The organism is Achromobacter sp., from assembly GCF_049647645.1.
Lineage (GTDB): Bacteria > Pseudomonadota > Gammaproteobacteria > Burkholderiales > Burkholderiaceae_B > Achromobacter.
On sequence record NZ_JBARYB010000131.1, the window covers coordinates 114,143 to 127,663 of the forward strand.

11 protein-coding genes are annotated in these 13,521 nt (G+C 63.3%); 3 read left to right on the top strand and 8 right to left on the bottom strand.

Annotated features, from left to right (window positions below; genetic code table 11):
• Positions 1 to 4 precede the first annotated feature (4 nt).
• From WBB14_RS15820 to WBB14_RS15840, 5 genes are all read right to left on the bottom strand, one after another.
• Positions 5 to 1,168, bottom strand: coding sequence for an acyl-CoA dehydrogenase family protein (locus WBB14_RS15820; protein ID WP_424240682.1), 1,164 nt, complete (start codon positions 1,166 to 1,168; stop codon positions 5 to 7).
• Entirely contained in the window at positions 1,165 to 2,412 is a 1,248-nt protein-coding gene (locus WBB14_RS15825) for a CaiB/BaiF CoA transferase family protein (protein WP_424240712.1), read from the bottom strand. Before WBB14_RS15825 ends, WBB14_RS15820 begins: the two co-directional genes overlap by 4 nt.
• Entirely contained in the window at positions 2,409 to 3,389 is a 981-nt protein-coding gene (locus WBB14_RS15830) for a Bug family tripartite tricarboxylate transporter substrate binding protein (protein WP_424240683.1), read from the bottom strand. Before WBB14_RS15830 ends, WBB14_RS15825 begins: the two co-directional genes overlap by 4 nt.
• Positions 3,390 to 3,555: 166 nt before the next feature.
• On the bottom strand, positions 3,556 to 4,539 hold the full coding sequence (locus WBB14_RS15835) for a tripartite tricarboxylate transporter substrate binding protein (protein ID WP_424240684.1): 984 nt from the start codon (positions 4,537 to 4,539) through the stop codon (positions 3,556 to 3,558).
• Between the two features lie 28 nt (positions 4,540 to 4,567).
• Positions 4,568 to 5,353, bottom strand: a complete 786-nt coding sequence (locus WBB14_RS15840) for an alpha/beta fold hydrolase (RefSeq protein ID WP_424240685.1) — start codon at positions 5,351 to 5,353, stop codon at positions 4,568 to 4,570.
• Between the two features lie 92 nt (positions 5,354 to 5,445).
• Here WBB14_RS15840 and WBB14_RS15845 point away from each other — a divergent pair, with 92 nt between their 5' ends.
• Positions 5,446 to 6,510, top strand: a complete 1,065-nt coding sequence (locus tag WBB14_RS15845; RefSeq protein ID WP_424240686.1) for a GlxA family transcriptional regulator — start codon at positions 5,446 to 5,448, stop codon at positions 6,508 to 6,510.
• A gap of 159 nt (positions 6,511 to 6,669) precedes the next feature.
• Positions 6,670 to 7,632 carry a GNAT family N-acetyltransferase gene (locus tag WBB14_RS15850; protein ID WP_424240687.1) on the top strand — a complete coding sequence of 321 codons (963 nt, stop codon included), beginning with the start codon at positions 6,670 to 6,672 and terminating at the stop codon, positions 7,630 to 7,632.
• A 69-nt stretch (positions 7,633 to 7,701) separates the two neighbouring features.
• Here WBB14_RS15850 and WBB14_RS15855 read toward each other — a convergent pair whose 3' ends face one another.
• The gene (locus WBB14_RS15855; RefSeq protein ID WP_424240688.1) at positions 7,702 to 8,958 is read right to left on the bottom strand and encodes a D-amino acid dehydrogenase; all 1,257 of its coding nucleotides are present in this window, start codon (positions 8,956 to 8,958) and stop codon (positions 7,702 to 7,704) included.
• Positions 8,959 to 9,210: 252 nt separating this feature from the next.
• Here WBB14_RS15855 and WBB14_RS15860 point away from each other — a divergent pair, with 252 nt between their 5' ends.
• Positions 9,211 to 11,529, top strand: a complete 2,319-nt coding sequence (locus tag WBB14_RS15860; RefSeq protein WP_424240689.1) for a molybdopterin-dependent oxidoreductase — start codon at positions 9,211 to 9,213, stop codon at positions 11,527 to 11,529.
• Between the two features lie 84 nt (positions 11,530 to 11,613).
• Here the strand turns inward: WBB14_RS15860 and WBB14_RS15865 are convergent, their stop codons facing one another.
• Positions 11,614 to 12,633, bottom strand: coding sequence for a Bug family tripartite tricarboxylate transporter substrate binding protein (locus WBB14_RS15865; RefSeq protein ID WP_424240690.1), 1,020 nt, complete (start codon positions 12,631 to 12,633; stop codon positions 11,614 to 11,616).
• A gap of 108 nt (positions 12,634 to 12,741) precedes the next feature.
• Positions 12,742 to 13,521, bottom strand: coding sequence for an SDR family NAD(P)-dependent oxidoreductase (locus WBB14_RS15870; protein WP_424240691.1), 780 nt, complete (start codon positions 13,519 to 13,521; stop codon positions 12,742 to 12,744).

Below are 13,521 nucleotides of genomic sequence, written 5' to 3' on the forward strand. Positions count from 1 at the left end.
TCCTTCAACGCAGGCCCAGGCCGCGCGCGATCATGCCGCGCAGGATCTCGCGGGTGCCGCCCCGCAAGGAAAACGAGGGTGCAGCCTCCGTCACGTATTTCAGTGTCATCAGCAGTTCCACCGGTATATCCTCGGCCTCGCGCGAGTACAGGTCTTCCGCAATCCAGGCCGGAATCATCTGCTCCAGCGTGGTGCCCAGTTCCTTGACCAGCGCCGCCTCCACGATGGGGCTGGCGCCGCGCGTCAGTTTCTCCTGCACCGATACCGACATGGCCCGCAGCGGCGTCAGTTGGCCCAGCACCTTGCCCGCCAGCCGCTGGGCCGAGGGCGTGCGATTGGGCGGCAGGCGCGCATAGTCCAGCCACTGATCGAACAGCACGATGCTGGAGTACAGCCGCTCCGGACCGCTGCGCTCGAACGCCAATTCGGCCGTCACCTGCTCCCAGCCCTGCCCTTCAGCGCCCACCAGCGCGTCGTCGCCCAGCTGCACGTTGTCGAAGAACACTTCGCAAAAGTGGCTGTCGCCCGACAGGTCCTCGATCGGCCGAACCGTCACGCCGGGCAGGGACAGGTCGACGATGATCTGGGACAGGCCTTTGTGCCGGTCCTCCGGTCCGCCCGAGGTGCGCACCAGGGCGATCATGTACTGGCAGTGGTGGGCATTGGTGGTCCAGATCTTCTGGCCATTAAGCAGCCAGCCGCGATCGTTGGGCACGGCGCGCGTACGCACGCTGGCCAGGTCCGACCCGGAGTTCGGCTCGCTCATGCCTATGCAGAAGAAAGACTCGCCGCGGCAGATGCGGGGGACGTGGAAGCGCTTCTGCGCTTCCGTGCCGTACTTGAGGATGAGCGGGGCGCTCTGCCGATCGGCGATCCAGTGCGACCCCACCGGCGCGCCGGCATTGAGGAACTCCTCCACCAGCACATAGCGCGCGAAGGCGCTGCGCCCGCCGCCGCCATACTCGCGCGGCAGGGTCAGTCCGATCCAGCCGCGTTCGCCGACACTGCGGCTGAAGGCGGTGTCGTAGCCGCCCCAGGAACGCGCCCGGATATGCGCCGGCATATTGCGCACGGCTTCCTGGAGGAAGGCGCGCACGGCGGGGCGCAAGGCCTCGTCTTCGGGCGGGATCCGCGTCAGCGGCAACGCCAGTGAATTCAGGCTCGTCATCCCAGGACTCCATTGATTCGATGCATGTGCAGAGTATCCGCGCTCAGGTCCAGAAGGCGGGCCAGGACGGCATCGGTATGCTGGCCCAGTTGCGGCGGCGCGTGGCGGTAGCTCACCGGCGTATCCGACAAGCGTATGGGGCTGGCGACCAGCGGCACTTCGCCGGCCTGCGGATGCTGCATGCTCATCTTCAGACCACGCGCCTGGACCTGCGGATCCTCGAATACGTCCGCGACGGTATTGATGGGGCCGCAAGGCACGCCGTGCTGCTCCAGCAGCTCGATCCACTCGCGCGTGCTGCGGGTGACGGTGATGGCGCGCAAACCTTCGATCAGTTCATCGCGGTGCGCGATCCGCGCCGCGTTGCGCGCAAAGCGCTCGTCCTCGGCCCATTGCGGCCGCTGGATGGCGGCGCACAACCGCGCGAACTGGCCATCGTTGCCGACGGCCAGGATCATGTGCCCGTCCGCCGTCGGAAAGTCCTGATACGGCAAGGTATTCGGATGCGCGTTGCCCATGCGGCGCGGCGCCTGCTGGCCGTACAAGTAGTTCATTGCCTGGTTGCCCAGGCACGCCACGCCCACGTCGAGCAGGGCCAGATCGATATGCTGGCCGCGCCCGGTGTGCTCACGCGCCTGTAGCGCTGCCAGAATGGCGGTGCTGGCATACAACCCCGTCAGAATGTCCGTCAATGCCACGCCAACTTTCATGGGCCCGCCGCCGGGCATGCCGTCGGGGTGGCCCGTGATGCTCATCAGCCCGCCCATGCCTTGGATCAGAAAGTCGTAGCCCGCGCGGTGCGCATACGGACCGTCCTGGCCAAAGCCCGTGACCGAGCAATACACCAGCCTGGGATTCAGCTTGCTCAGCGAGCCATAGTCCAGGCCGTACTGCGCCAGGCCACCAGTCTTGAAGTTCTCGATCAGCACATCGCATTGCTGCGCCAGCCGCCGAACCAGCTCTTGCCCCTCCGGCTTGGTGAAGTCGATGCTGACCGACTGCTTGTTGCGGTTGGCGCACATGTAGTAGGCTGACTCGCCCGTGGGCTGCCCGGCGGGATCGGTCACGTAGGGCGGTCCCCAGGCGCGGGTATCGTCGCCCGTGCCCGGCCGCTCCACCTTGATCACCTCCGCGCCGAGGTCGCCCAGCGTCTGGGCGGCCCAGGGGCCGGCCAGCACGCGCGACAGATCGAGCACCTTCACATTCTGCAGGGCTGGTGCCGTCATGGCCGCCTCTTCCTTCATTGTTGGGGAACGTTGGCCTTCTTGACGATGCGCTGCCACAACGCGATCTCCTTCTGCTGGAACTCGCGCATTTGCGAGGGGCCGCCCGTCATCGGCGTGGCGCCCAGGCGTTCATAGAAGGCGCGGGTCTCGGGCATCTTCGAGATGCGGGTGAACAGTTCGGCCAGGCGTTCAGTCTGCTCGGCGGGCGTCTTGGCGCTGACCATCGCGCCAACCCAGGTATAGGCCTCGAATCCCGGCAAGCCGGCCTCCGCCGCCGTCGGCACGTCGGGCGAGGTCCCGACGCGCTGGTCCGAGGCCACTGCCACCACCTTCACGCGACCGTCCTTGGCCAGTTCCTGCACTGCGGTGACCTCGGCGAAGGTGTAGTCCACCGTGCCCGCGGCCACCGCCATGATGGCGTCGCCGGCGCCCTTGAACGGCACATGGACCGTCTTCAGGCTGGCGCTGTCATTCAGCAGTTCGCCCATCAGCTGGTAGCCCGCCGAACCCGCGCCGAAATTCACCTTGCCCGGATTGGCCTGGGCATAGGCGATCAGGTCCTTCAAGGTGCTGTACGGCGCCTGGGGGCTGACGGCCAGCATGGCGGGCGAGCGCATCATCATGGTCAGCGGCGCGAAATCCTTGACGGGGTCATAGGGCAGCGCCTTGAACAGCGCCGCATTGACCGCCAGCGTCGAATTGCTGCCGATGAAAACCGTATAGCCGTCCGCCGGCGCCGACAGCGCGTTCTTCACCGCGATGAAACCATTGGCGCCCGGCTTGTTCTCCACCACCACCGGCTGCCCGGTCAGTTCCTGCAACTGGCGGGCGAAATAGCGGGCGGAGGTATCGGTGCCGCTACCCGGGCCGAACGGCACGACGAACTTGATCGGCCGGGAGGGAAAGGTTTCGGCGTGCGCCACGGTCTGATGACCGGCGGCGCCAAGCAACGCCGTGGCCAACATGGCCGTCAGCATCTGTCTGCGGTGCAGCATGGAAGTCTCCTTGGGTGGAAGGCTGGCCGCTCTAGGCGGCGGTCCTGGCCTTGGGGTCCAGCGGATGACTTTAGGCGTGCTGGGTGGGGCTGTCTAATATTAAGAATTTGATATTTGATATCGAATACGTATCAGAAGGCCCTGATATCCCGAAAGTGTCCGATGATCAATGCGCCGCCACGCCAAGCTCCTTGATCAGCCCCGGCACCACCGCATATTCCTCCCGGTACTCCCGCAGGAATTCCTCGGGCGAATTGCCTACGGCATCGAAACCGATGTTTGCCAGATACTTGCCGAACTCCGGATCGTGCACCACCTGCTGCGCCACCGTCGCGAGTTTTTGCACCACATCCGCGGGCATGCCTGCCGGACCGCTCAAACCGACCCAGGCCTTGTTCTTGAATATGAAGGCGTCGTATCCCGCTTCGGCGAAGGTCTGCACCTCTGGCAGCAGCGCCGAGCGCCTGTCGCCGATGACGGCGATGGCCTTGACCTTGCCGTCCGCGACCATGGGAGCCGCGATGCTGGTGGAGGTGAAGGTGAATGCGAGTTGCCCGCCCAGCAGATCCGTCATCGCCGGCGGCGAGCCCTTGTAGGGGACTTCGATGAACGTCACCGAAGACTGCCTGGCCAGGCTCTCCATGATCAGCTGCGGGTACGAGCCGGGGCCGTACGACCCATAGGCCAGCGGAACCTGCGCGGCCCGGGCCTCCTTGACCGCTTTGGCCAGATCGCCGGACTGCATGTTCTTGTTCGCGATGAGCACCGGACCGGACGCGGCTATCTTGCTGATCAGCGTGAAGTCGCGCTGCGGATCATAGGGCACCTTCATGGTGACGACCGAAGAGATGAGCGCGTCGCCGACGCTCAACATCAAGGTGTAGCCGTCGGGCTTGGCCCGCGCGACTTCGGTAGCGCCGATGGTGCTGCCGGCGCCGGGCTTGTTTTCAATCACGACGGGCGCACCCAGCCGCGCGGACATGAGTTCGCCCAGCTTGCGTCCGATGGCGTCGATAGGCGCGCCGGCCGGCGAGGGAACGATCCAGCGGATGGGCCGGTCCGGATAGCCAGCCTGCGCCATGGCGGCCAGGCTAGCCAGCGCCATGGCGCACGCCAGCCCAAGTTTCAATGTTTTCTTGATGGCAAGCATTTGGTCTCCTCCTTGCGGAAATCACGAACTAGTTGTGCGCGTCCAGGAACTCAAGCACCACGCGATTGAATTCGTCCGGCGTTTCGAAGTACGGAGAGTGGCCGGAATCCTCAAAGGTGTATTTCCGGCTGTTGGGGAGCAATCTCGCGACCAGATGGTGGCTTTCCGGCGTGAGGAAATCATCGTGGCTGCCGCCCGTCATCAAGGTCGGCACGCGGTAGCCGTCGAATTCTGCGGGGTGGATCTTGACGTCGTCGGCCTGCATGGTCAGCGCCAGGAATCCCTTGGGATTGAGCGCCTTGATACAGCCATACAGGTGCAGCATCTGGGGCTGGGCTTCGACGTTCCTGCGGTTCCAGCCTATGCTCTTGCTGCGCAGGTCGTGGCGGCCGTCATCGAAGGTCTTGCCGGCCTTGCACAGGATCTCCCAGGTCTCGGGCGAATAGGCAGGCGTCGGCGAGCCGCTGATGAAGAGCGTCTGGACGCGCTCCGGGTGCTTCACGGCCAGCGGCAGGCCAGCCCATGCGCCCAGCGATTGGCACACGAGGTTGACTTTGCCTATGCCTTCCTGATCCAGTATGGCCAGCACGTCCGCGGGGTAATGGCGCGGATGGTTGCGCTCCGGCGCGCACGGGGAGTTCTTGAACCCCCTCAGGTCCATCACGATGACCTTGTATTTGCCGGCGAAGAATGGCACTTGCTGGTACCAGCAAATGGTGTTGCCGCCGCCGCCATGGATGAACAGGACGGGCGCGCCGTCGCCATAGGTTTCGTAGTAGATGCGGGTGTCGTCGGATGCGGTTGCATAAGGCACGAAAAAGCTCCTCGGAGGGATCGGTTGATCTAATATCTGCGTGTTGATTTTGTTCGATCCCCTGCGGAAACACCGCGCTCCAAACAGACATCATGGGTGCCGCTCCAGACAACTACCCGCTGCATGTGGACCTGCTGCTGCCAGCCGGCAGGCTGAACGGCCCCATCCATGCCGCGATCGATACTTTTCGCACCGCCAACGGCATTGCCCGCAGCCGCAGCGGGCAAGCGTCCGGCCATGCGGTGACTTGGCGCCTCGCGGGCGCAGACCTGCCGGCGGGAACGGACGCTGCATCCGAACACCAATGCTTTCTGCCGCCGGGCGCACCGGATTCGGCAACGGAGCGCGCCATTTTCGTGCCGCCCCTGGAAACGGTCTCGGTGCCGCAACTGCGCGCCAGCGTGGCGGGCAACGAAGCCGTGCTGCGCGAGATCCGCAGCGCCGTGGCCGACAAGCGCTATGTCTGCGCGGTCGGCACCGGCGTCTGGCTGGTGGCGGCGGCTGGCGTCCTGGACAAGATGCAAGCGCCGGTGCAGTGGGCGTACCAGTCGGGATTCGCGCGCGCCCATCCGGACCTGGCCATCGCCAACGATCCGATTGTCTGGGCCAACGAGCGCATCCTGCTGGCCGGTACGCCGTCATTGGCCTATGACTGTGTGCTCGAGCTGATGGAGCGCACGGGCATCGCCGGGCTGGCCGGCGCGTCGCGCGACAAGCTCGTCTTCGATCCGACGCGGCAGTTCATCGCATCGACGCTGCCCATCGAGAAGGTCAGCGGCCTCACGCGCGACAGCCCGCTGTATCGGGCCGCGCAGTGGCTTTTGGCGCATGCGCAGGAAGCCGTCACGATAGGCGATGCCGCACAGCATGCGGCGGTCAGCGAAAGAACCCTGGCGCGCCTGTTCCGGATGCATCTGGCGATAACGCCTCATGAGTTCCTCACCGATATCCGGATGCGGAAGAGCCAGATGTGGCTGGAGGTGACGCTGCGCTCGGTGGAGGATATTGCCAATGACTGCGGTTATCTGGATGTCGCGGCCTTCCGCCGCGCCTTCAAGCGCAAGTTCGGCCTGACGCCCGCGGATTACCGGCGCGAGTACACGCAGCGTGGGCCGCGGGCACGGTGGAAGATGGAGCAGTATGGCAGGGAGGCCTAGGGAAACTGTTCGTGGAGTTCGGGGCATGGGTCATGCAATGGAGCAGGATCCATCCCATGTGGTGCGCCTCCCTGAATTTGCTGGCGACGGCCTTTCCGGGGCCGTACGGCATCCATCCGCATTCCGTCCTAAAATGCCCGGTTTGTCGAAAGAACCGTCATGGCCATCGCCATGAAGGGCTTTCATCCTTTACGAATAAGTGTGGTGAAGATGAACAAGCCTTTCATTTCGCTGTGCCCGGAAATTACCCGGACACACGCGCTGACGCTGATGGATTGGTTGGAAGATGAGCGCGTTACCTGTTATCTGAGCGATTCGCGCCATGTCTCCCGCTTCATCGAGCAAGCCATCGATCGGACTCAGCTGCCGATCCTGACCCATCTGTTCAACCAGGGCGGCCGGTTCTTCATGGCCTATGACCGGCACGACGTCCCGGTGGGCTTCGTCCGCCTCGTCAAGACCGGCCCGGACTGCGAGATCGTCCTGGTCATCGGAGACTGCGACAACTGGGGCCGAAACCTCGGCGCCAGCACGATCCGCGAAGGCATGAAACTGGCCTTCCTCGACATGCGGGCCCAGAAGCTCATCGCCAAGATCCACCCGGACAACGCGCGCTCGCTGAAAACCTTTCTGCGCACCGGCTTTCTGCTTGAAAGCGAAACGCCGACACTGAAGTCATTTTCCATGACAGCGGGGCGCTATCTCCGGCTCTTGCGCGAAGGCGCCATTGGCGACTCCACTGATATCTACATCACCGAAATCGACAAGGCCCGGCTCAGGAATCTGATAGACCTCGAGCAAGGCCCCGCGGTTGTCGAACTCGAGCACGAGCTTGAGCGAGCCATCGTCGTCAAGCCGGAACAGGTGGCGCGGAACGTCGTGACGATGAACTCCAGGGCCTTGCTGCAGCTGGACGACGAAGAAATGGAAGTGGCTCTGGTCTACCCTGAAGACGCGGACAGCAGCGCCGGGAAGTTCTCCGTGTGCTCCGACGTCGGCGCCGCCATCCTGGGCTATCAGGAGGGGGATGCCATCGACTGGAGGATTTCGGACCGGACCCGCCGGATCGGGATCAGGAAAGTGCTTTACCAGCCGGAAGCCGCGGGCGATTTCCATCTGTAGACCAGCGTTCGCCAATCAGCCGCGCAGGCCCTCGATTTGACCCGAAAGTGCCTGGGTTGAATCGGCATACTACCTGCGGAAGCGCTCAATCGTGAGTCCATCGAGGTCGATTTCAGGCTTGCGACCGCATACCAGATCCGCGACGACGCGGGACGTTCCGCATGCCTGGGTCCACCCGTTCGAGCCATGCCCGCTATTGAGAAACAGCCCGTCCCAACCGGAGATTCCGAGTATGGGGGGACCATCCGGCGTCATGGGGCGCAGGCCTGCCCAAAAGGTAGCGTTCGCGTAGTCGATGCCATTTGGGAACAGGCTGCGCACCGCTCGGACCAGCACATCCTTGCGTCCTGCCTGCAATGACAAGTCATGGCCGACCAGTTCCGCCATGCCCGCCGCACGGATTCTGTTGCCCAGTCGGGAAATCATGACCTTGTTGTGCTCATCCATGACAGACATGTTGGGCGCTTGCTCGGCATGGGTCACGCGCGCGGTAATGGAATAGCCTTTGAGCGGATATACGGGAAGCTTGATCCCCAACGGCGCAAGCAATGCCGGGGCCTGATTGCCCAAGGCAACAACCGTGGCATCGGCCTTCAGCACGCCGCTAGAGGTCTCGGCGCCCACCACCCGTCCGCCCTCATGCAGCAATCGCCGCACGTCGGTATCAAAGCGGAACTTCACGCCTGCACTCTGAAGCCAAGAGACCAATGCCTGGCAGAAGACGTGGCTATCGCCGGAGGCATCGGATGGCAAATGAAGGCCGCCCGCGATCTTGGCGGTGGCGTCTCGCAAGGCCGGCTCGACCGCCAGCGCATCGCGCCCGTTCAACACACTGTGAGGGATGCCGAATTCCTTCAGTGCGCTGGCGGCAATATTGCCGTACTGGCACTCCGCTTCGGTCTGGAATAGCTGCAACACGCCGCCCGCATGAAAATCGAACGCGATCGGCGTCTCGGCCATAAGCTGTTTCAGGCAAGCGAGGCTATAGTGGGCCACGCGCTGCATGCGCAGTTTGTTGATGCGAAATCGCGGCGCGTTGCATTCCATCAGCCATCGCCTGGTCCAACGGAGCCTCTCAAATTCCGGCCAGAGCGAAAAGCGCACCGGGGCATCGGCCTTCAACGCCATCTTCAGTACCTTGATCGGCATTCCCGGCGCAGCCCATGGCGCTGCAAAGCTCGGACACAAACCACCCGCATTGCCGAAGCTTGTTTCCATTCCTGCCGCAGAGTGGCGCTCCACGACCTCGACTTCGTGGCCTTCGCGGCAAAGATAGTAGGCCGTTGCGGCACCGACTACGCCGGATCCGAGAATGAGCACTTTCATGGGCGTGGTTATCTTGGTCTATCGTGGTATCTGGGGCGTAATCGGAAGGCGGAGCCCGGCGGCGTCACGCCTGACCGGATTCCAGAATAAAGGGGGCCGAAGTGAAATTTATTTCATTGTTCGGGCGCCAATCCGCGCGAATGGAAAAAAAATTCACCGGCGGTGTTGTTAGCATTAATGGCGCGTTGAATATCCGCAATCGGTCCGGATGCTTGAAATGCGTGTGCCCCGGGGCCAAGACCTCGTCAAATCATGACTGAACAGATTCGCCGCGTCCCCTCGCTCTCACACTGGGGCGCATACACCGCGGTCACACAGGGCGGCCGGCTGATCGATTGCGAGCCGTTCGCCCATGACAGCGCGCCCTCGGGCATCCTGCGCTCGATGCCTGCCATGGTCCATTCGCCGCTACGAGTGGATCGGCCGGCCATTCGAAAGGGATGGCTGCGCGATCGGCACCTGTGCGACGGGAGCGAGCGCGGACGCGACGACTACGTCGAGGTCAGTTGGGATGAGGCCCTTGCGACGGTCCATTCAGAACTCCAGCGCGTGAGGACTGAGCATGGCAGCGAGGCCATTTTCGGCGGCTCATATGGCTGGTCATCGGCAGGCCGCTTGCACCATGCGCGCACCCAGACGCACCGGTTCCTGAACGCCGGCGGCGGGTTTACGAATCAGGCGGGCAACTATAGCTGGGGCACCGCGCAGTTCCTGCTGCCCCATGTGATCGGCACCTATACGCCGGTGACCGGCCGTGTGACAGACTGGAACAGTGTCACGAGCCATACCCGGCTGTTGATCGCATTCGGCGGCATGCCGTTACGCAACACTCAGATCACCTCGGGCGGCGCCGGCGACCATCCCGTTCCCGGGCAGCTCGAACGGGCGGTGGCTGCGGGCATGGAGCTTGTGGTCATCAGCCCAACCAGGGGGGATGTGCCTGCCGGCGTGCGCGCGCGCTGGATCCCCATTCGTCCCAACACGGACGCCGCCCTGATGCTGGCAATGATCCAGGCGCTGATCGCCGATGGCGTCCACGACGCGGAGTTCCTTCAGCTCCATTGCGTTGGATTTCCGGCCTTGCGCGACTATCTCGAAGGCAAGACAGACGGAACCCCCAAGACACCCGAATGGGCCCAGGTGATTTGCGATGTCCCGGCCGAGACGATCCGCGCGCTCGCGCGCCAGGCACGCAACGTTCGCACCATGCTGACTTGCGCATGGTCACTGCAACGCGCTCATCGCGGCGAACAGCCGTACTGGGCAAGCATTGCGCTTGCCGCCGCGTTGGGGCATATCGGGCTGCCCGGCGGGGGCTTTGCATTTGGACACGCCTCCATGAATGGCGCCGGAAACCCGCGCATGGAGATTGCGGGGCCCGCCATGGAATCGGGGCGCAATCCGACCGGTTCGGTGATTCCTGTTGCCCGGGTCACCGACATGCTGCTGCAGCCTGGCCAGCGCTACGAATTCAATGGGCGCGAAGGCACTTATCCGGACATCAAGATGGTGTACTGGGCCGGCGGTAACCCCTTCCATCACCAGCAGGACCTGAATCGATTCAGCCGGGCATGGAGCCGGCCGCAAACGATAGTTGCTCACGAGATTTGGTGGACACCCATGGCGCGCCGCTCGGACATCGTGCTGCCGGCGACCACCACGCTGGAAAGAAATGACATCGGCGGATCGACGCGCGATCGCCACGTATTCGCCATGCACCAGGCCCTGGCGCCGATCGGCTCCAGCCGCAATGACTTCGACATATACCGGGAACTGGCCGCGCTGGGCGGCTATGAACATGGTTTTACCGAAGGCCGGGGCGAGATGGAATGGGTGCGGCATATCTACGAAGCCATGGCTAAGGAATGGCGCGGCAGTGGCCATATCGCCCCTGAGTTCGATGCTTTCTGGAGCCGGGGCTTCGTGGGCATACCCGAGCCTGAAAGACCATTTGTGCTGTTCGAAGAGTTCCGTCGCGATCCCGAGAGCAACCCGCTGCGTACGCCGTCGGGTCGCATCGAGCTGTATTCCGAGAAAATCGCCGGATTCGGTTATGCCGACTGTCCGCCCCACCCCTGCTGGCTGACGCCGGACGAGTGGCTTGGATCACCCAAGGCAGCCCGATGGCCGCTGCACCTGCTCACCCCGCAGCCGGCGGGCAAGCTCCATTCCCAAATGGATGGCGGCAAGACATCGGTGGATCTCAAGATCAATGGCCGGGAAGCCCTGCGTATCTCGCCGTCGGATGCGCAAGCGCGGGGCATCGAGCAACATGATCTCGTCAAGGTCTACAACGACCGTGGCGCGTGCCTTGCAACCGCGGTTATCGACGCCGACCTCAAGCCTGGCGTGGTGGCCCTGCCTACCGGAGCATGGTTTGACGCTGCCGACGCGAATCTGGAGATACACGGCAACCCCAACGTGTTGACGATCGACGTGGGCACTTCCCGCTTGACTCAGGGAAGCAGCGCCCAGTCTGCGCTGGTGGAGGTGGTGCGTTGGGAAGAAGCAGCGCCTTTGGTCCGGGCCCTGGAGATACCGGCGATCGTCAAATCGGATCGTGCTGCATAGCCATCTGCGCCAAGGCGGGACGCGGCGTTGCCGCGGCGCTCAGAGCGCCCCTCGATGGGGCGCTCTGGTGCAAGGGAAATAGCCTCAGTCCGCGGTGATATTGGCCTGTTTGATGATGGCGCTGTACTTGGCCGTCTCGGCCTGGATGTACTGCGCGAAGTCCGCGCTGTTCCTGTAGGAGCTTTCAAAGCCGAGGTTGTCGAGCTGCTCCTTCATGCTGGCGGACGTCATGATTTTCTGCGTGGCGACCTCCAGCTTCTTGAGTATCGGCTCCGGCAGCTTGGCGGGCGCCCACAAGCCATACCAGGAATAGAACTCGAAATTCTTCAACCCGGCTTCGCGCATCGTCGGCACGTCCGGAAGCAAGGCGCTGCGCTTATCGCCGGTGACCGCCAACGCGCGTATCTTGCCTGACTTGACCATGGGCAGCGAGGAGAGCATCGGATCGGCCAGAGCGTGAACTTGCCCGCCGATCAAATCGGTCAAGGCGGGGCCCCCGCCTTTGTAGAGGACGATCGGGATCTGCAGATCGGAAAGGCCGGCTTCATATGCGAACTGCGCGATGGCGAGGTGCCCCGCCGAACCAAAGCCCGTGGTTGCGAAATTGTATTTGTTGGGGGCTGCCTTCAACGCGCCGACGAATTCCTGCACGGTCTTCGCAGGAACATCGTTGTTCACGCTGAATATCAGTGCGCCCTGGGCGAGACCGCTGATAGGGGTGAAGTCCTTCACCGCATCGAAGGTCATCTTCTTCCCATACAGCAACGGATTGATGTTGTGGATCGACGCATTCAGGTACAGCGTATAGCCATCCGCCGCAGCACGTGCGACCACGCCTGCGCCCACCATCCCGGACGCCCCCGCCCTGTTGTCGATGATGACCGATTGCTTCAGCTCCTCGCCAAGCTTCACGGCAAAAATACGGGCAAGGCCGTCGACGGAACCGCCAGGAGGGTGAGGCACCACGATGGTAATCGGGCGGGTGGGATAGGAGGCGTCCGACTTCGACTGCGCCTGCACCGAACCCAGCACGGCCAAGCCACCGACAACGGCCGCAATACCTTTCATGCAAAAGCGGCGAGAACGAAATGGGGTATTACGCATGGCGAACGATCTCATTGAAAATGGTTAGGCAACGAGTACTACGCCCCTCATCGGACCCGCGATCCATGCAAGAGGGGCGGTGTGGAAAGCTGGATGATCGTAGGTGAATCAGTAGGTGCCTGGATAGGCTGCGCCGTCTATTAAGATATTCTGGCCGCATATATAGCCGGATTGGGCGGCGCAGACATATGCGCAAAGCGCGCCCAATTCCTCGGGCTCCCCGTAGCGGCCAGCAGGATTGTTGGATCCGCGCTCCGTCCACAGCTGGTCAAAGCTCTTGCCGCCTGGCTCCAGCATTCCTTCTATGTGATGGCGCTGCGCATCGGTGGCGAAGACTCCAGGAAGCAGGTTGTTGATGGTGACGTTGTGCCGCACCGTCTGGCGGGCCAGGCCCGCGACAAAACCCACCAGGCAGGAGCGCGCGCCGTTGGAAAGCCCGAGTTCCAGCTGCGGGGTTTTGACGCTGCGTGAAACGATATTCACAATGCGGCCGAAGCGGCGCTCCATCATGCCGTCGACGACCCGCCGGATCATGTCGATTGGCCCGAGGGCCATGGCATCAAGGGCCGCATGCCAATCAGACTGGGTCCACTGGCGAAAGTCACCAGGCGGCGCCCCGTCCGCATTGTTGACCAGGATATCGGGCGCGGGGCACACCGAAAGCGCCGCCTCCCGCCCTTCATCCGTGGTGATATTGGCAACCGCATATCGGACCCGGGTTCCCGTGGCCGCCGTGATTTCATCAGCGGTCTTGGACAGCGTGCTTTCCGTGCGCGCCGCGATGGTCACGTTGACGCCTTCGCTCGCCAACTGATGGGCGCAGGCGCGGCCCATACCCTTGCTGCCGCCGAAAACCAGCGCATGGCGGCCTCGAATTCCCAAATCCAT